Source organism: Actinomyces radicidentis, assembly GCF_001553565.1.
Taxonomy (GTDB): domain Bacteria; phylum Actinomycetota; class Actinomycetes; order Actinomycetales; family Actinomycetaceae; genus Actinomyces; species Actinomyces radicidentis.
Genome location: NZ_CP014228.1, coordinates 2420805 through 2439026, shown reverse-complemented (window position 1 = coordinate 2439026; position 18222 = coordinate 2420805). Strand labels below are relative to the sequence as shown.

Sequence of the window (18222 nt, the reverse complement as noted above, 5' to 3'; positions counted from 1 at the left end):
GGTGACGGGTCAACACGCGCGGGACGGCGCTCCCGCGCCGCCGACGGCCCCCGTACGGCGCCGGGCCTCAGCCCTCCTCGGCGAGGGCGCGCTCGTGCGCGGCGAGGCGCCGGCGGTTGCGCACGACGAAGCCGGCGAGGCCGACCATGATGATGCCGAGGCCGAGGAAGGAGGCCCCGATGACGGGGAAGCCGTGCGGCTCCGACTCGCCGCTCGACGCGTCCGCACCGCCGGCGGCGGCCGCCGGGGTCGCCGTCGAGGTCGGCGCGGGCACGGTCGGGACCCCGGTCGCGGTCGGCTGCGAGGCGGCCGCGGAGTCGCCGCCGCCGATGATGGTGACGCCGGCGACGGTGAAGTAGGGGCTCTTGTTCGTGTAGTCCGCGGTGCGCACCTGCGAGGTGGGGACGTCCTCACCGGCCGAGACGCGGAAGCGCAGCCAGTGGGTGCCCTCGTCCACGTACCCGGGGAGCTCGATGTGCCCGGAGGTGGTGCCGTCCTCGTCCACGGGCACCTCGGAGACGACGGGGTCCTGGCTGTCGAGGTCGCCGTCGTCGACGAGGACCTGGACGGTGGACTCCTTGGGGAAGCCCGACAGCGTGTACGTCAAGGTGCCCCCGACGGCGATCGTCGAGGGGCTCACGGTGGAGGCGGTCCCGGTGGTCGAGGGGCCGGTGGTGGTGTCCGCGGGGAGGGCCTCGGCGGGGGTCACGGCGGAGGCGCACAGCACGACGGCGCCCGCCTGGAGCAGCGCCAGGGTGCGGAGGGACCGGCGGTCCGCCCCGGCGTCAGGCGCCTGGGCGCGAGCGTGCGACCGCGAGCGGTGCTGCACAGCCCCTCCTTCCGTGATGCATCCGCGATCCTCTCACAGGTCAGCGACGCGGTGAGACGCGGGCCGGATTGGCCAGCACGACGAAGGACGCGGCGCCGATCATGAGCAGGCCGCCGGCGGAGATGAGCATCCAGTCGCTCGGACCGAGGAGGGCCCCGCGGGTCCCGTCCACGGCGATGATCCCCGCGTCGGGGTCCGTCGTCGCCCGGGTGCCGGAGATCTCGAGCTGCGCCCAGCCGAGGAGCGCGTTGTCGCGGTCGGCGACGGCCAGCTGGTAGGTGCCCGCGCCGAGCGCGGAGACGTCGATCGAGACGGAGTTGTCCGAGTCGACCTGCGCCCAGCCGCTCGTCGTGCCCCCGGGGAAGAGGAAGACGGAGACCCAGTCGCCCGCCTGCGCCTTCGAGCTGGGCAGGATGAGCTGGACGATGTCGCCCTCGCGGCCGCCGGAGAGCGAGCCGGCGTTGGCGACGGTGAGGGCGGAGGCGTCGGCGACCGGCGAGACCGGGCTCGAGGCGGGCCGGACGGTGCGGGCGGCCTCGGCCGCCGCGGCCGCGTCCACCGCCGTCGTCGTCGGGGTGCGGCCCTCGGCGAGGCGCTCGGCGGCGTCGCGCAGGGCGCGGGAGGCGGCGTCGTCGGAGCCTGGGTTGGAGGGCACGGGATCCGTGGCGGGCCGGACCGGGGTGACGTCCTCGCCGGGGGTGACGACGACGTCGCGGCCGCCGGCCGCACCGTTCTGAGCGTCCTGGCCGGGCTGGGCCGGGTCGACGGGCGTGATCGGCTGGTCCGTGGCGCCCGGGGAGGGCGTGCTGGGGTCCACGGGCGTGATCGGCTCGACGGGCTGGTCGGTGGCGACCGGGGTGGGCACCGGCCCGGGCTGGGCGTCGGCGGGCACGGTGACGCTGACGGGCTCCCCGGCGCCGAGGGAGACGTCGTAGGTCCCGGCGGCCACGCCGGCGGCCTTGAGGGCCGCCGCGATGGCGCTGACGGAGGTGGTGAAGGAGCCGTTCGTGAAGGGCGCGAGGAGCGGCACGCCGGCGGGGCTCGTTCCCCAGGACCCGGTGAGGGTGACGGCGTAGAGGTCGCCGCCCTCAGTGAGGCCGGGGACGGCGCCGGTGGTCGAGTCGTTGAAGGTCCAGCCGGTGCCGGTGACCGTCGTGCCGTCCGCTGAGACGGACACGGAGGCCTTCGCGCCGGGGGTCGCGGCGGAGACGCTCATGGTGACGGGGCCGAGGTCGCGCCAGTCGGAGTCCGACTGGCCGGGAGCCCGGTACTGGATCGTGTAGGTGGCGGCGCCCGAGGGGGCGAGCCCCTTCGTGAGGGTCCAGAGCTGGACCCACTTGGAGGCGTCGGAGCCGGCATCGGGGACGGTGATCTCGATCGTGACGGGGCGGGAGCCGGTGCCGTCGGCCGCGACGAGGCGCACCTCGACGGTGGTGGTCGAGCCGGCGGCGAGGGGGCTGCCGTCTGCCGTGGTCCAGCCGCCGAAGGTGAGCTGGATCTTGCCCTCCGCGGAGGTGGCGACCTCGCCGTCCGCGTAGGGGCCGTCCTTGGCTCCGGCCTGACCGATGCGCTGCAGGGTCCCGACGCCAGCCCTGGTGGCGGTGACGACCTCGGCGTCCGCGGTGGGTGCGGTCGTCGGCTCGGTCGTGGGCTCCGTGGTCGGCTGAGCGGAGGGCTCAGCCGTGGCGCTGGGCGAGGCGGTCGGCTTGTTCGCGGGCTGCGTCGTCGGCTCAGCCGTCGGGGTCGCGGTGGGCTCGGTGGAGGGCTCGCTCGTCGGATCCTCCGTGGGCGCGTCTGTCGGCAGACCCGCGGTGACGGTGAAGGCGTCGGTGGTCGCCGTCCAGCCGTCCTCGTTCGCGAGCGTGAGCGAGTAGCTGCCGGTGCCGAGCGGCGAGCCGTCGCCCTCGAGGCCCGCGCGGGCCAGGATGCCGGCGACGTCCAGGTCGTAGCTGCTCGCGCCGGAGGACGGCAGGACGACGCTCTGGCCGAGGTCGTAGCTGCGCAGGACCTCGCCCGTCTCGGGATCGAGGGCGTTGAGCGTGAGCGAGGGCCCGCGCAGGGCGGCTCCGTCGAGGGAGCGCCAGTCGGCGACCTCGAGGGCGAGGCGGCCGTCCACGGTGACCGTGGCGGCCGCGACTGAGGCCCTGGGGGCGACCGTCACGGCGTCCCCGACGACCTCGGAGCCGCTCAGCGCCTGGACGGAGACGACTCCGCCGGAGGGCGCGACCGTCGCCAGCTGCTCCGGGCTGATGGTGAAGGTGCCGGAGGTGAAGGAGGCGGGGGCGTCGACGTCGTGGGTGCGCCGCTGGGCGTCGGTGAGGCGGACGGCGACCTTGAAGACGCCGCCGATGTTCGTCCTGCCGTCGAAGCTCCAGCCGGTGCCCGTGAGGCCCGTGCCGGTGCCGACGAGCGTCGCGCTGCTCCCGGCGGCGGGCAGGGAGACGGTGAGGTGGACCGTGCCGGCGTCGGTCCAGGCCTCAGCGCCCTTGACCCGGTAGCGGATCGTGTAGTCGCCCTCGTGGGGGTCCATGTTCTTGGTGAAGGGCCACAGGGGGAGGCCGTAGGCGGAGACGCCGTCGACGAACTTGAGGAGGATCGTCGCGGTCTGGGCGTTGCCGTCGGCGTCGACGAGGGCGATCTCGACCGGCACGCCGTCGGAGGAGTCGAGGAGCTCGCCGTCGGCGTCGCGCCAGCCCTTGAAGGACAGCAGGGGCCGCACGGTCGATGAGGCGGTGTCGTAGGAGGCGCCGGAGGCGGTCGTCCCGGTCCCGGGCGTCACGGCGGGGGCGGGAGTCGTCGCCTCGGGCGCGGCGCTCGGCGCTGCCGACGCGGCCCCGCTCGCCTGGGCCGTCGGAGTGCTGGTCGCCTCGGTGGCGCCGTCCTGGGCCGGGGTGCTGGAGGGCTGGGCGGTGGGCACGTCGGCGCCCGTCGTGGCCCGCGGCTCGGCGGCCGCGGGCGAGGGGGTCTCCACGGCACCCTGGGCGGGAGCGGTCGCGTCGACGGCGGGCGCCGTCCGCTCACCGGTCGCGGGGCCGGCGGAGGCGGCGGCCCGGGTCGGCTCGGCGGTCGTGGCGGCGCCGGCGTCCTGGGCGGGAGCGGTGGCCTCCGTGGCGAGTGCGGCACTGCCCATGACCGAGCTCGACAGCACGATCCCGGCGACCGCGGGCACGGCCAGCGCCCGTCGCACCGACGAGGCGCGACGGGAGCGTCGCGAACCGAGGTCGCGAGCGTTCTGTGCGGTCAAGGGAGTCCTGAGGCGGCCGGTCGTGGGGATCTGATCCGCGCGGGCGGCGCTCGGGGGACGTCAGTGCGGCTCACTGCGACGGGCCGCGCGGCCTTGGCCGCGGACGCGCAGTATTCCGTCGCAAATGGATCGTATCGTCCCGATCGGGCGGTGGGCCGGGGCTTGCGGGGATCTTGCGCTTCTCGCGGTCCTGGCAAAGAACCTGTCAGCGCGATGCGAACCACCTCTGAGTACGACGCATCGGCGTGAGACCGCCGAAAGGGTCGCATCGTGGACGCCTTCCGCCATCGTGACCACCCTCACGATCACGAAGGTCTCTGTTTTGTCACGGCGTCATTCTGCGGAAAACCCGCAAGTGCGCGGCGCGAGTCCGGGCGCCGGAGCGCGGCCCGTCCCGTCATCGTGACGAACGGCCCGGTCCCGCGAGCGCCCGCCGGGGATACCGTCCGTGCCATGGCAACCGGCGCATCCACGTCCAGCACCGCCCGCGGCACCCTCGTGCTCGTGGCCTTGTGCGACGTCATGGCGTGTTGCCGCTGTCAGGCCCGGTGACCCCGTCCCGCAGGCGATGACGCCGCCCGACAGCCTCTGAGGTCCCCGCAGCCGGTGAGAGCCGGCCCGCGCCGGCGCGCGCCCCGGGACCTCCTCGCTCCGTCCACCGCCCCGAGCCTGGCAGCCCCCTCCCCCGATCCCCCTGGGACGCCCCCCACCTCCCACCCACGCACCCCGCGAGGAGCCCTCATGCCCACCCCCAACGACCACACCACCCCCTCCCAGCAGCCCGAGCAGCAGGCCGTCCCCGCGAACGACGAGGTGACGAGCGAGAACGCCGCCGACATCCTCGCGGCGGACGACGCCGAGGACACGGCCCCCGCCCGCAAGGGCACGAGCCGCCGCAACCTCCTCATCGGCGGAGGCGTGGCCGTCGCCGCCCTCGCCGTCGGCGGCGGCTGGTGGGCGACCCGCTCCAACAAGGGCGCCGACGGCGTCACCGGCGCCGCCGAGGAGATCAAGCTCGTCATCGGCGGCGACATCTGCGCCGCGCCCCTCTACGCCGCCTACCACCAGGGCTACTTCGACGACGCCAACCTCAACGTCAAGCTGGTCCGCACCCAGCTGACCGAGGACGCCAAGGATGCCGTCGGCTCCGGCAAGTACACCGGTGCGCCCGGCATCTTCTTCTCCTGGCTCGAGCCGATCTACAACGGCCTGGACGCCAGGCTCGCCGGAGGGTTCCACTCCGGGTGCCTCCGGATGGTCGTCGGGAACGACTCGCCCATCACCTCCCTGGCCGACCTCAAGGGCAAGAAGATCGGCGTGCCCTCGCTCGCGTCCTCCGCCTTCGCCTACTTCTCCATCGGGCTCACGGACGCCGGGATCGACCCGGACCCGAAGGCCGGCCAGATCACCTGGACGACGGTCGACCAGGACTCCCTCGGCACCGCGCTCGCCGACGGAACGGTCGACGCCATCACCGGCTCCGACCCGGGCGCGCTCCTCCCCGTCCTCAAGGGGACCGCCCACGAGCTCGCCAACAACGACGACGCCGCGTTCTGCTGCTCCGTCGCTCTCAACGGCACCTTCGTCAAGGAGCACCGGGCCGAGGCGAAGGCCCTCACCGAGGCGTGGTTCAAGGGCTCCGACTGGCTGGCCGCCGGCGACGACCATCTCGCCGAGATGGCGAAGACCGAGGTGGACAACGACTACGTCGCCACGGACGAGGCGACGGTTCTCAAGGTGCTCAAGACCTACGGCTGGACCGCGTCCGCCGTCGACTTCCGCAAGGCGATCGAGCCGGGGATCGGCGAGTTCAAGAAGACGGGCTTCATCAGCTCGTCGATCGACGCGAAGACCCTGGCGGACAAGGTCTACGTCGACCTCGGCATCACGCGCTGACCGCCCCGGGCGGCGGGCCCCGTGACCGGCACGGAGCCCGCCGCGCGCAGCGCACCCACGCGCACCACCTGGCCCCCCGACCCACCGGGAGAACGAAGCACCGTGACACAGCAAGCCGCCTCTCCAGCACCGACGACGGGCAACGAGCCCGCGCCTCCCGCACGCCCGTCCGCGGCCCCTGCCGCGAGCGCGAGCGCGCGCCCGATGATCCTCACCCGGGGCGGTGCCGCACTCGCCGTCTGGGTCGTCTACCTCGCCGTCGTCGCCCTCCTGCCCGACGCCGACGGCGCCCTCACCGCGCCGCACGGGCCTCTGCTCTCCGTCGTCGGCGTCCTCACCGTCGGGCTGGCCGCCTGGGTCGGCGCCGCCGTCGCGCGCCCGGCGTCCGACGCCGCGGCCGCACTCGCGCACCGGCTGCCCTGGATCCTCTTCGGAGGAGCCTGGTTCATCGCGTGGCAGCTGACGACCGTGAAGTCGAACCTGCTCCACCCGCCGTACTTCGCGGCCCCGGAGGTACTGCTCGCGGGGCTCGGCGAGGACTGGCGCCTCCTCCTGTCGTGCCTGGGGTCCTCCGCCCTGCTCTTCCTCACCGGCTACGCGATCGGCTCCGTCGCCGGCTTCGTCACCGGTCTCCTCATGGGCTGGTCGCGCCGCGCCGACTACTGGCTCCACCCGCTCCTCCAGACCATCGGCCCGGTGCCGGCTGCGGCCCTCCTGCCGCTCGCCGTCCTCGTCCTGCCGACCACCTACCTGGGAGCCGCCTTCATCGTCGCCTTCGGCGCCTGGTTCCCGATGGCGACGATGACGCGCGCCGGCGTCCGCGCCGTGCCCCGCACCTACATCGACGTCGCCCGCACCCTGGGCGCCGACCAGTCCTTCCTCATCCGCCGCCTCGCGATCCCGGCGGCCCTGCCCGACGTCCTCACCGGTCTCTTCACGGGCCTGGGCACATCGCTCGCCGCCCTCATGACCGCCGAGCTGGTCGGCGTCGACCGCGGCCTGGCCTGGTACATCAACTGGGTCAAGGGCTGGGCCGACTACCCGAGGATGTACGTCGGGCTCGTCGTCCTCATCGTGTTCTGCCGCGCCCTCATGGTGCTCCTGTTCAAGCTCCGCTCCTCCCTGCTCGCCTGGCAGCAGGACCTCGTCCGGTGGTGACCCCCATGACTGGCCCGACCTCCTCCGTCCCCGGCACGGCCCCGGCGCGCCCGACCGCCCCGCGCGGGGCGGCCGTCCGCCTCGAGGCCGTCTCGCACTCGTTCCCGCTGAGCCACGACCTCGACCACGGGTGGGTGCAGTCCGCGATCCGCCTCGTCTCCCCCGCCGCGCGCGCCCGCCACGAGGCCGAGCTCGCCAAGCCCGACACCCTCGACGTGCTCGACGGCATCGACCTCAGCATCGAGCCCGGCGAGTTCATCTCCCTCGTCGGCCAGTCCGGCTGCGGCAAGTCGACGATCCTGCGGCTCCTCGCCGGCCTGGACGCACCGCGCCACGGGCGGGTCCTCGTCGACGGAGAGCCCGTCACCGGCCCGGCCCCCGAACGGGCCATGGCCTTCCAGGACTCGACCCTCCTGCCGTGGCGGACCGTCCGCGAGAACGTCGCCCTGGGCCCGCAGGCCCGCGGCCGCCTCGAGAAGGACGAGCGCCGCATCACCGCGGCCCTGGAGCTCGTGGGCCTGCGCGACTTCGCCGACTCCTACCCCTCGACGCTCTCCGGCGGCATGGCGCAGCGCGCCGCCCTCGCCCGGGCCCTCGTCAACCGCCCCCGACTGTTTCTGCTCGACGAGCCCTTCGGCAAGCTCGACGCCCTCACCCGGCTCCAGCTCCAGGACGAGATCGCCCGCCTGTGGCGCTCGCAGGGCTTCACCGCCGTCCTCGTCACCCACGACGTCGACGAGGCGCTCCGGCTCTCCGACCGGGTGGTCGTGCTCTCCGAGCGCCCGGCGCACGTCCTCGAGGACGTCGTGGTTCCGCCGGAGGTGCGCGGCGACGAGGGCGGCGCCGAGTTCCTGCGCCTGCGGCGCCGGATCCTGCACCTGCTGGGCCGCTGAGCGGCGCCGGGGACGCGAGCCCGAGCCGTCGGGGCCCAGCCCGATCACCCCGACGGGCCCGGTGACGCCGCCGACCTGGCCGTCAGCGCCGCTAGATGTATGGGATCGTGAGGTTGTTGATGGTGGTGGGGACTCGGGTGGCGGGTGACTGGTCTCGGCAGGCGGGGTGGGGGCGATAGTAGTTGTCGTGGGTGTTGACCACGGCGATCGCCTTGCGGCGTTGGGTCTGTGAGGTGAGCTCGCGGGTGTAGAGGCACTCTTCGGCCATGATCCGGTTGTTGCGCTCGGCCTTGCCGTTGTGGTGCGGCGTGTAGGGCCGGATCCGCTGGTGACGGCTGGCCAGCCCCTCCACGGTGCGGGTGAAGGCCCCGGCCCGGTAGCTGGCGCTGTTGTCGGTATGGCTGGCTTTAAACAAAACCGTATTCGGCGGATTCAAGGGGTGGTCGCAACACGTGTGTGTTGGAGGGAGTGTAGGTGATGGTTGAAGACCTCGTTGGGGTTCTTCCAGCCCAGGATCTTTCGGGGCCTGTCATTCAGGGTGTGGGCGACGGCCTGGAGGTCCTGGGCGCTCCATCGTGATAGGTCCGTGCCCTTGGGGAAGTACTGGCGCAGGAGTCCGTTGGTGTTCTCGTTGCTGGGACGCTGCCACGGGCTGTGGGGGTCGGCGAAGTAGATCTTGGTGCCGGTGGCGGCGGTGAGGGCGGCGTGGGCGGCCATCTGCCCTCCCCGGTCCCAGGTGATGGTCTTGCGCATTTCCAGTGGGAGGTGGCTGAGTGCCTCCTCCAGGGCCGTGGCGACCGCGTCGGCGCTGTAGCCGGAGGGGCGGGACCTCACCCGCCCGGGCTCCTGATGGAGGTCCTCGCGCTCGGTACGCGGCAGGTGGACGAGGATCGTCATGCGGCTGACGCGCTCGACCAGCGTCGCGACGGCGGACCGGCCCGTGCCGATGATCAGGTCTCCCTCCCAGTGCCCGACGACGCTGCGGTCCGAGGCCTCCTGGGGACGCTGAGCGATGAGAGTGTCGGCAGTGACGTGCCCCTGGGGCTTGCTGTGTCGTCGCTGGCGAGGCTTGCGAAGCGCCCGCCCCGTGCGCAGGCACGCGGTCATCTCGCGCTCCAGAGCACCGCGTCCCTGGATGAACAGCGCCTGGTAGATCGCCTCGTGACTGATCCGCATCGACTCATCAGAGGGAAAGTCGACCTTGAGGCGGTTGCTGATCTGCTCCGGGCTCCACCCCCTGGACCACGGGCGGTCGGCCCTGCGCGGCTTGCCCCGCCCCTTCCAGCCCGGTACCTCCGGACCGCGCACGGCCTGCCCGTGCGCGTCGGTCACCCTGCCGGCCAGGGCGTCAACGACGTACTGGCCAAGACGCGGGTTGGAGGCCAGCTTCGTCTCCTTGGGGCGCCTGGCGGCCTGCTCGGCCTTCCACTGGGCCACGCTGGCCCTGTACACCACCGCCCCGCCGCGGGTAGCGGCGTTCCGACGCAGCTCACGACTCACCGTCGCCGCGCTGCGGCCGATCGCACGAGCGATGCTGCGCACGCCCTCGCCCTTGGCGTGAAGGACGGCGATCTCCTCTCGCTCGTCAAGGCTCAGGTATCGGCCGGCGGGCTCGGCCAACGACATCGGTGCCATCCCGCCACCTTGGCGGAACCATCGGGCCCCCACGGCCGCCGACACGCCGACGGCCTGCGCAGCCTGCTCACTGGAGAACCCCTCAGCCACCAGGCGCCAGAAGTCGCGGCACGCGACCCTGGACACCGGCGGTCGCCCCGGAGAACGCATCACCTCACGAACCGCACGATCCGCCCGCCACTGCCGACGCCGACCCTGATCCTCAACCACCGACAACCCCTCCGATCCTCGCAGTGTTGCGACCACCCCTTGAATCCGCCTTCCGGCGTGTTGTTGGGTGGAGAGTGATGCGGTCGCGATATAGAACGGGTGCATGCTGGTTGACGTAACACGGCTCTTCACGAACGAGGGTGTAGCGCGGGTCTGAACCCTCCGGCTTCGAGCAGGGATCTGGCGATGTAGTGGGTGAGGTTGCGGAAGCCGAGGGCGGAGCCGCGGAGGTGTTCGGGTCGCCCGTTGAATCTCCTATGTCTGTCAAGTCGTCTTGAGCTGGGCCCGGGCTGCGGTGTTGAGGTGTCGGTAGATCTCACGGGCGAGGTATCGCTTGAGGCAGCGACGAATCTCGCGGAGGCTGCGTCCTTCGGCGGTGCGGCGCTCGACGTAGGCGCGGGTGCGGGGGTCCATGCGCATGCGGGTGACGATGGCCATGTGGAGGGCGCGGTTCAGGCGTCGGTCACCGCCGCGGTTGATGCGGTGCCGGACGGTGTTGCCCGAGGACGCGGGGATCGGGCTGACACCGGCGAGGCTGGCGAACGCGGCCTCGGATCTGATGCGACCCAGATGCGACCAGGCGGTCAACGCGACGGCGGCGGTGACCGGCCCGATTCCGGGCTGGTCAAGGAGCGTGCCTGCAGGGCTCTGGCGGACGAGATCGGTGATCCGCTTGGTGATGTCCTTGAGTTCAGTGTCGAGTGCGGCGACGCGCTTGGCGAGACGGGTGGCTTCGCCTCGGGCTGTAGCGGTGGCGAGGTTTTCGTCGCGTGTTCTCCATGCCGCGATCGTGACGATCTGCGTCGCGGTGAGCGGGCGGCGGGCGTCGATTCCGAGGTCGACCACTCGCAGCAGCGCGGTGAGCGCGTTGATCGTCGCGGTGCGCTCGGTGCTCATGTGATCACGAGATGCCAGCAGCACCTTGACGGCGGCGCGGATACCGTCGTCAGCGCGCGGTTCGCGCAGCTGCGTGTCCTGGAGCGGGAGCGCTGCGGCGGCGATGCGGCGGGCGTCCAACGGGTCGGACTTGCCGATGCCGCGGTTCGCGCGGGCGTTCATGCGCGGGGCCTCGACGACCGCGTATCCAGCATCCGATGCGGCGCGCGCCAGGCGTGCCCCGTAGGTTCCGGTGCCCTCGATCACCCAGAGCACGCCGGCGTCGCCGCCGGTGCGTCGTCCGCCCCAGGACACGGCTCGTGACAGACCCGCTGCGGTGGCGGGGAACTGGGCCTCATCGACGATCTCACCGGTGGGGCAGGCCAGGATCGAGATGGCGTGGTTGCGGGCGTGGGTATCCACGCCGATGACGAACGGGCGGGCATGCGCGACGATAGCCATGGCGATCGACGCTCCTCTCTTCAAACCGACAGGGTCACGGTCGCTGAGCGGCCGGCACCGGTCCGGGAAGAGGTCACGTCGGGGCGAATCTGTGATGGGCCACGACCCCGCAGGGGTCGGGCAGTCTCCTGATGAGGCCACCGAGGTGGGCCGGACGGCGCCGGCCGCGCCGACCCGGGCGGACAATTCAACGGAAAGACACCGCAAGCGGGCCAATTGCTTCGAGAGTCACACCCCGGTCGACACGGCCGACATCCATCATGACCAGCCAGTCCCAGACCGGCCGATTCCAGACTCACAGATCGCCTCCGTGGGACCGTTGCTGGTGCCGGGGCGGTCGAAGAACGCGAGGATGTCGCCCGCCCGCTGCTTCATGGTCCGGCCGAGCTTGCGGACCTCGACGAGCGCCGCGGGAACGCCGCTGCTGATCGCAGCGATCACCTCCTGCATCATCGCCTTCGCTTTGTTCTTGTCGGGCTCCCGGTAGGCCGCGACGATGCGCTGGTAGATGCCCCAGGTCGCCTCGACCTCGACGTGCTCCTCGCTTGCGAACACTGCGTCCAGGCGTGCCCGCTGCCGGTCGGTGAGCAGGCTCGCCCCGGTGTGCAGGGTGCGGCGGGCCTTGTAGAGCGGGTCGCCCTTGAGCCCGCGGTGACCGGTGGTGTCTTGCTGGACCCGACGCCGGCAGACATCCAGCGCGTCGCCGACGAGGCGGACCACGTGGAACGGGTCCATGACGGGGACGGCGTCGGGGAGTTCCTCGGCGGCAGCGGTCTTGAACCCGGCGAAGCCGTCCATCGCGACCACCTCGATCCGCTTCGCCCAGTCCGCAGGGCGGGCGGCGAGCCACTGCTTGAACACCGCCTTGGAGCGGCCCTCGACCATGTCCAGCAGCCTGGCCGGCCCGGTCTTGTTCCTCGCGGGCGTGAGGTCGATGATCACGGTGACGTACTTGTCGCCCAGCCTCGTGTGTCGCCAGACGTGCTCGTCGACACCGATCGTGGTGACCCCGTCGAACCGGGCGGGGTCGTCGACCAGGCGCCGCTTGCCTTCCGTGAGGACGGCGGCGTTCGCGGCACTCCAGGACACCCCGAGACCTGCGGCGACGCCGGTGACGGTGAGGTGGTCGATGACGATGCCCCCCAGCGCCCACTCCAGGCCGCCGCGGGAGATCTTCGCACGCGGCGCCGCTGCCCGCGTCATGTCCTGGCGCCACGTGCGCCGGCAGTGTCCGCACCGGTACCGGCGCACCCGCACCAGCAGGGTCGTCGGCCGGTGCCCGAACGGCTCGTGCGCCAGTCGACGCGTGACCGTGTCCCGCGGCACGCCCTCGACACCGCACTTCCGACACCACGGGTCGTCCTCGACGACGCGGCATTCGATCGTGGCCCGATCCGGCTCGATCAGCTGGCCGACGGCGACGAGGCCGAGCTCGTCGAGGCGGCAGAACACGGTGGGGTCAGGGGTCACGAAAGTAGGGTGGAGCACGTCGAGGTCTTCCGGGATGGCGAGCGTGAAGAACTTCCATCATCCGGGAGACCTCGACCCCTACCCGGCCACCGACGCGCTCAACCGACTACACCCTCGTTCGTGAAGAGCCGGATAAGATCTGACCGCCCATCTAGGAGGAGAAAATCACCGTGGAAACACGAACCGATAGCCGGCTCCCTGACTTGGGACCCCAGGCGCGCGCTCGTGAACTATGGTTTTTCCTGAAACCGTATCGGTTGAATGTTTTCGCTGGGGTCACACTTTCTGTTGTCGGCGCTAGCATCTCTGTGGCGCAGCCAATCGCGATGATGCAGATCATCAACGCCGCCTTGCAGGATAGCGGATTCACAGTTCCGTTATGCATTCTAAGCGTCTTGCTCCTATTAGACGTAATTGTCTCCGGTGTGCAATCGTGGGTGCTTCTACGGGTCGGCGAGCATGTAGTACTGGATGCGCGGAAGAGACTTGTAGGAAGCATCTTGTTCTGGAGGCTTTCGAGCTATCGGAGATTTCGCCGCGGGGATCTTGTCGCACGGACCGGCAACGACGTCAACAGTCTCCGATCAATTTTTAGCGATGGTACGATTGACGCTGTAGGAGCAGTTCTCACGTTCCTCGGGGCGATCGTGCTGATGGTCATAATTGATCCGGTGCTGTTTGCCGCAAGCCTTGCTATCTTCGTGGTCGCCGGGATTGTATCCTGGACGTTCCTGTCAAGGATTACAAAAGAGACTGAAGAAGTCAACCACTACGTGGGGGAGCTGTCAGCAGATCTTGATAGGGTCCTCGGCGGCTTTATCACGGTGATCACCTCCGGTATGCGGTCTAAAGAGAGAGATCGTCTTGTCGCGAGAGCCGTGCGGGCATGGCGATCTGGACTGCGTGCTGCAACCTGGGACGCGATGACTACGCCTGTCCTGCTTTTCGGGGCAAACCTTGCCTTTCTTGTCGTCTTCGGCCTTGGAGGTGTTCGGGTTGCATCCGGCGCGCTGGGCCTCGCAGAGTTTGTCTCCTTCGTCTTGTACTTCGGCGCCCTCATCCCGCCCGTGATCGTCGGATTTCAAGCCATGACCACCATTCATCGAGGACTGGGAGCTCTTCATCGTATCAACGAGGTTCTCGAGGAGCCCGCAGTGACAGATGCTGTCGAAGACGATTCTGTATCGAACCCAGCCTTCACCTCGGCATTGCCAGTAAAAGTTGCTGTGCAGAATATCAGTTTCAGATACCCAGGATCGGAACATCCTGTCCTTAAGGATTTTTCCATGGAGGCTGCGCCGGGCGGAATCACGGCGATACGAGGGCCGTCAGGAAGTGGGAAGACGACTCTCCTACACATTCTTTGTGGACTTGAGGATCCGGAAGCAGGAGAGGTGCGTGTAGACGGTGCACTGCTCAATCCTCGCTCTTTCGCAGAAGCGAGCAGCCTTACGGCATTCGTGCAGCAAGAAGCTCCGATCTTTTGGGGTACCATTCGCGAGAATCTCACTTATGGCGTCCATCACTATATTCCAAACGAAGATCATTTGACGGAGATGGTTTCACTCCTCGGATTGGGGAGGACAATCGGCCGTCTGCCCAACGGACTTGACTCTCACGTCGACGACCACGGTGTAAGCCTGTCCGGAGGGGAGCGACAGCGGATTGCGATTGCAAGGGCGCTACTGCGGCGCCCCCGAATTCTGATCCTCGATGAACCGACGGCTCAGGTGGACTCTGCGAATGAGGTCAGGCTGATTTCTGTTCTCAAGAAGTTTTCCTCGCAGATGACAATAATTCTAAGTACGCATCGCTCTACGCTTGCTGAGGCTGCTGACCAGATCATAACCTTGGAAGGTGCTGGAAAATGAACGAATTTGGGTGCTATGGCTGGCTTTAAACAAGATCGTTGTTTGGGTGGGTTGTTGGTAGGTGTTCGAAGTTGTAGTCGAAGGTGCGGCTGGTGATGTAGTTGGTGAATGCGGTGTATGTTTGTTCTGGGGTGCCGTGCTGGATGTTGCCGATGTGGTTCTTCGGCTCTTCGCAGTTGAGGGTGTAGAGGTCGTCCGTGCGTCGCTGGCTGGATGAGGGTCGAGGTCTTCCGATGATGGGAGTTCTCACACCGCCCATCCGAAAGACCTCGACGTGGCTGACGCTACTACCTTCGCCTGCCCTGACCTGACTACCTTCACCCGGCTGGACGAGCTCGGCCTGGAGGTGACCGGCCAGCTGCTCAACCGAGACCGCGCCGTTTTGAAGTGTCGGGTCGTGGAACCCGGCGACTGGTGTCGTCGGTGTGGTTGTCAGGGCGTGGCCAGGGACACTGTCGTCCGTCGGCTCGCGCACGCGCCGTTCGGGTGGCGTCCCACCACCCTGCTGGTGACGGTGCGTCGGTACCGGTGCGCGGAGTGCTCGCATGTGTGGCGTCAGGACACCACCGCGGCGGCTGAGCCGCGGGCGAGGATCTCCCGGGGCGGGCTGGCCTGGGCTCTGGTTGGGATCGTGGTTGGCCACCTGTCCATGGCTCGTGTCGCCGAGGGGCTGGGTGTGGCGTGGCACACCGCCAACGATGCGGTCCTGGCCGAAGGACACCGGCTGTTTGTTGCGCCCCGGGTTTGATGGAGGCAGTGATGACAGGAAGGATTACTGCGCATGGGACTCAAGGAAGTACCCGATCGAGCTTCGTGAGCGGGCGACGAGGATGACGCTGGAGGCTCTGGCGGACCCGGCCAGGTCTAAGGGAGCGCTCAAGAGGATCGCCGATGAGCTCGTCATTCACCCGGAGGCTCTGCGCACCTGGGTCCGACAGGCCGAGGTGGACCAGGGCACCCGCCCCGGTACCACCACGAGCGAGGCTGAGAGGATCAAGGAGCCGGCGTTGGAGGTCCGCGAGCTTCGTAGGGCTAACACGATCCTGAAGAGTGCCTCGGCTTTTTTCGCGGCGGAGCCAGGCCGCCCGTCCCGCTGATCTGCCGCTACGTGGAGTCCAAGAAGGACGAGTTCGGGGCCTGTGCCGATCTGCTCCACGCTGACAAGCGCCGGCGTCAAGATCGCCCCCTCCACCGTCGACGCGGCAAGGACCCGCCCGCCCTCACCACGCGCCAGGCGCGACGAGGTCCTCAAGGACGAGATCCGTGCCGTTCATGCTGAGAACTACTCGGCGTTCGGGGCCCGCAAGATGCAGGTCATGCTGAACCGGTCCCTGGTCGCCGAGAGGCACGGGCAGGGAAACGTGACCCGTTGCACGGTCGAGCGCCTCATGCGGAGCCTGGGGCTGCGGGGCACCCGGCGAGCCAAGACGCCTCACACGACGCGCTCCGCACCGCGTGAGCAGTGCCCCGCGGACCTGGTGGACCGCCACTTCTCGGCATTCCAGCCCAATGAGCTGTGGGTCGCCGACATTCCCCCGCAAGCGGGAGGTACCCCCTCCTACGTGCGTACCTTCTCGGGGTGGGTGTACGTCGCCTTTGTCACGGACGTGAACTCGCGTCGCATCGTGGGCTGGCAGACCACCCGCCAGCCCGTGCGCACCGACCTCGCCCTGGACGCCCTGAACATGGGCATCTGGCAACGCCACAAGGACGGCGCTGATCTTGCTGGCCTCGTCCACCACTCCGACCGTGGGGTGCAGGGCGGATTCAAGGGGTGGTCGCAACACTGCGAGGATCGGAGGGGTTGTCGGTGGTTGAGGATCAGGGTCGGCGTCGGCAGTGGCGGGCGGATCGTGCGGTTCGTGAGGTGATGCGTTCTCCGGGGCGACCGCCGGTGTCCAGGGTCGCGTGCCGCGACTTCTGGCGCCTGGTGGCTGAGGGGTTCTCCAGTGAGCAGGCTGCGCAGGCCGTCGGCGTGTCGGCGGCCGTGGGGGCCCGATGGTTCCGCCAAGGTGGCGGGATGGCACCGATGTCGTTGGCCGAGCCCGCCGGCCGATACCTGAGCCTTGACGAGCGAGAGGAGATCGCCGTCCTTCACGCCAAGGGCGAGGGCGTGCGCAGCATCGCTCGTGCGATCGGCCGCAGCGCGGCGACGGTGAGTCGTGAGCTGCGTCGGAACGCCGCTACCCGCGGCGGGGCGGTGGTGTACAGGGCCAGCGTGGCCCAGTGGAAGGCCGAGCAGGCCGCCAGGCGGAGCCTGTCAATGTTTTTGTGTAAGTGGGGTTGTCAGAGGTAGGGGTTGATTCGGTTGGGGTAGGCGGCGGTGAGCTGGGCGAGGGCCTGCTTCCAGCCGTTGGTGGCCTGTCCTTGGATGAGTCGTCCTCGGCTGCGGCGCTGCTCGGCAGTCAGGCCGGTCTCCTTGGTCCTCTCAGCGGCTCGCTTGTCCTCGATGTTGCACACCTGCCGGCCACAACAGCTTCACGGCTGCGGCGTCGGAGGGGAAGTGTCCGCGGTTCTTGGTGACCTTGCGCAGCTGGTAGTTCAGCGACTCGATCGAGTTGGTCGTGTAGATGACGCGCCGCAGGGCCGGAGGGAGGGCCAGGAACGGCGTGAACCGCTCCCAGGCCCTCTCCCGCACCCCGACCGTGTCGGGGTAGCGGGTCCCCAGCGGTGAGGCCGCGGACCCGGTCCAGGGCCGCCGCGGCGGCATCGGCGCTGGAGGCGGTGTAGACGGGCTTGAGGGCGGCTGCGACCTTCTTGCGGTCCCCGTAGGACACGAACCTCATCGAGGAGCGGATCAGGTGCACCACGCAGGTCTGCACCATCGAGTCGGGCCACGTCGCCTCGACCGCTTCGGCAAGGCCCGTCAGCCCGTCGCAGCACACGATCAGGACGTCCTGGATGCCGCGGCCCCGAGCCCGGGCGCACACGCGCCGCCCTTCAAGGAGGCGCCCTCGTCGGCCTGCACCCAGATCCCCAGGACGTGCTTAACGCCCTCCATGTCGACCCCGACGGCGATGTGGGCCGCCCTGTTGGACACGCGCCCCTGGTCACGGATCTTGACGCGGATCGCGTCGAGGTAGATCACCGGGTAGAACTCCTCCAACGGCCGCATCTGCCACTCCAGGACGGCGTCAGCGACCGCGTCGGTGATGTTGCTGATCGTCCCCGCCGACAGCCCCCGCCCCGAGGGTGGACTCCAGGTGGTGGCGGATCTCGCGCACCGTCATACCCCCGGCGTACAGGCTGATGATCATGCCATCCAGGCCGTCCATACGCCGCTGACCCTTGCGCACCAGACGGGGCGTGAAGGTGCCGGCACGGTCCCGAGGCACCTCGATCTCGAAGGGGCCCACCTCGGAGTCCATCGTCTTGACGCTGGATCCGTTGCGGGCGTTGCCCCGCGCCGCCGGGGCTCGCTCGCCCTTGTCGTAGCCCAGGTGGTCGGTCAGCTCGGCCTGCAGGCCCCGCTCCAGGGTCTCCTTCAGCAGCGCCGGCAGCAGCCCGTCCGAGCCGGTCAGGGCGACCTGCCCTGAGTTGATCTGCTCGAACAGGCCGTCCAGGCCACCGGAGGCCACCAGCGCCTCGACCGCCTCACGACCCGCGCCACCCGAGGGCGTCTTCTCGTCCGTCATGGTCATCAGTGTCAGTCCTTCCAGGAGGGCTTACACAAACCAT

At 69.7% G+C, this 18222-nt stretch carries 11 protein-coding genes and 5 pseudogenes; 8 read left to right on the top strand and 8 right to left on the bottom strand.

The features are described from left to right. Window positions 1-67: 67 nt before the first annotated feature. Window positions 68-829, bottom strand: a complete 762-nt coding sequence (locus AXF14_RS10380) for a hypothetical protein (RefSeq protein WP_067943026.1) — start codon at window positions 827-829, stop codon at window positions 68-70. A 40-nt stretch (window positions 830-869) separates the two neighbouring features. Then, window positions 870-4073 (bottom strand): hypothetical protein, encoded by a 3204-nt coding sequence (locus AXF14_RS13760; protein ID WP_150118477.1) that lies wholly within the window; start codon window positions 4071-4073, stop codon window positions 870-872. A 741-nt stretch (window positions 4074-4814) separates the two neighbouring features. Between AXF14_RS13760 and AXF14_RS10370 the strand changes: the two genes are divergently transcribed. The 3 genes from AXF14_RS10370 to AXF14_RS10360 all read left to right on the top strand — a co-directional run bounded on the left by AXF14_RS10370 (window position 4815) and on the right by AXF14_RS10360 (window position 8020). After that, complete coding sequence (locus AXF14_RS10370; RefSeq protein WP_067943025.1) at window positions 4815-5969, top strand: ABC transporter substrate-binding protein; 1155 nt, start codon at window positions 4815-4817, stop codon at window positions 5967-5969. A 102-nt stretch (window positions 5970-6071) separates the two neighbouring features. Next, window positions 6072-7127: an ABC transporter permease gene (locus tag AXF14_RS10365; protein ID WP_236755560.1), complete on the top strand. Its 1056-nt coding sequence runs from the start codon at window positions 6072-6074 to the stop codon at window positions 7125-7127. A gap of 5 nt (window positions 7128-7132) precedes the next feature. Beyond that, the gene (locus tag AXF14_RS10360) at window positions 7133-8020 is read left to right on the top strand and encodes an ABC transporter ATP-binding protein (RefSeq protein WP_067944328.1); all 888 of its coding nucleotides are present in this window, start codon (window positions 7133-7135) and stop codon (window positions 8018-8020) included. Window positions 8021-8111: 91 nt separating this feature from the next. Here AXF14_RS10360 and AXF14_RS13345 read toward each other — a convergent pair. The 4 genes and pseudogenes from AXF14_RS13345 to AXF14_RS10340 form a co-directional block, all read right to left on the bottom strand. Next, window positions 8112-8417: pseudogene (locus AXF14_RS13345) on the bottom strand (integrase core domain-containing protein); the annotation flags it as partial. 35 nt (window positions 8418-8452) lie between these two features. Then, entirely contained in the window at window positions 8453-9805 is a 1353-nt protein-coding gene (locus tag AXF14_RS10350) for an IS30 family transposase (RefSeq protein ID WP_236756285.1), read from the bottom strand. Between the two features lie 324 nt (window positions 9806-10129). Further along, window positions 10130-11203 carry an IS110 family RNA-guided transposase gene (locus AXF14_RS10345; protein ID WP_067938828.1) on the bottom strand — a complete coding sequence of 358 codons (1074 nt, stop codon included), beginning with the start codon at window positions 11201-11203 and terminating at the stop codon, window positions 10130-10132. 300 nt (window positions 11204-11503) lie between these two features. Further along, a pseudogene (locus AXF14_RS10340) lies at window positions 11504-12691 on the bottom strand (ISL3 family transposase); the annotation flags it as partial. A 152-nt stretch (window positions 12692-12843) separates the two neighbouring features. On the opposite strand from AXF14_RS10340, the gene AXF14_RS13335 reads away from it, so the two are divergent. Beyond that, a complete protein-coding gene (locus AXF14_RS13335; protein WP_084355516.1) occupies window positions 12844-14544 on the top strand; it encodes an ABC transporter ATP-binding protein in 1701 nt (566 codons plus the stop codon). A 25-nt stretch (window positions 14545-14569) separates the two neighbouring features. Here the strand turns inward: AXF14_RS13335 and AXF14_RS13755 are convergent, their stop codons facing one another. Beyond that, entirely contained in the window at window positions 14570-14794 is a 225-nt protein-coding gene (locus tag AXF14_RS13755) for a hypothetical protein (RefSeq protein WP_150118473.1), read from the bottom strand. A gap of 24 nt (window positions 14795-14818) precedes the next feature. On the opposite strand from AXF14_RS13755, the pseudogene AXF14_RS10335 reads away from it, so the two are divergent. The 4 genes and pseudogenes from AXF14_RS10335 to AXF14_RS14540 all read left to right on the top strand — a co-directional run. After that, window positions 14819-15277: pseudogene (locus AXF14_RS10335) on the top strand (ISL3 family transposase); the annotation flags it as partial. Further along, complete coding sequence (locus AXF14_RS10330; protein WP_084355515.1) at window positions 15243-15641, top strand: transposase; 399 nt, start codon at window positions 15243-15245, stop codon at window positions 15639-15641. The pseudogene AXF14_RS10335 and the gene AXF14_RS10330, both read left to right, overlap by 35 nt. Before the next feature lie 42 nt (window positions 15642-15683). Beyond that, window positions 15684-16415 (top strand): IS3 family transposase, encoded by a 732-nt coding sequence (locus tag AXF14_RS10325; RefSeq protein ID WP_067943018.1) that lies wholly within the window; start codon window positions 15684-15686, stop codon window positions 16413-16415. Further along, window positions 16415-16798: pseudogene (locus tag AXF14_RS14540) on the top strand (helix-turn-helix domain-containing protein); the annotation flags it as partial. The gene AXF14_RS10325 and the pseudogene AXF14_RS14540, both read left to right, overlap by 1 nt. Before the next feature lie 32 nt (window positions 16799-16830). Here AXF14_RS14540 and AXF14_RS10315 read toward each other — a convergent pair. Further along, window positions 16831-18179: pseudogene (locus tag AXF14_RS10315) on the bottom strand (IS256 family transposase). Between the last annotated feature and the right edge of the window lie 43 nt (window positions 18180-18222).

Bases quoted from the DNA above. Each gene is read 5' to 3' on its own strand.
- AXF14_RS10370 (WP_067943025.1), top strand. From the start codon at position 4,815: ATGCCCACCCCCAACGACCACACCACCCCCTCCCAGCAGCCCGAGCAG.
- AXF14_RS10360 (WP_067944328.1), top strand. From the start codon at position 7,133: ATGACTGGCCCGACCTCCTCCGTCCCCGGCACGGCCCCGGCGCGCCCG.
- AXF14_RS10345 (WP_067938828.1), bottom strand. From the start codon at position 11,203: ATGGCTATCGTCGCGCATGCCCGCCCGTTCGTCATCGGCGTGGATACC.
- AXF14_RS10350 (WP_236756285.1), bottom strand. From the start codon at position 9,805: ATGCGTTCTCCGGGGCGACCGCCGGTGTCCAGGGTCGCGTGCCGCGAC.
- AXF14_RS10330 (WP_084355515.1), top strand. From the start codon at position 15,243: ATGCGGTCCTGGCCGAAGGACACCGGCTGTTTGTTGCGCCCCGGGTTT.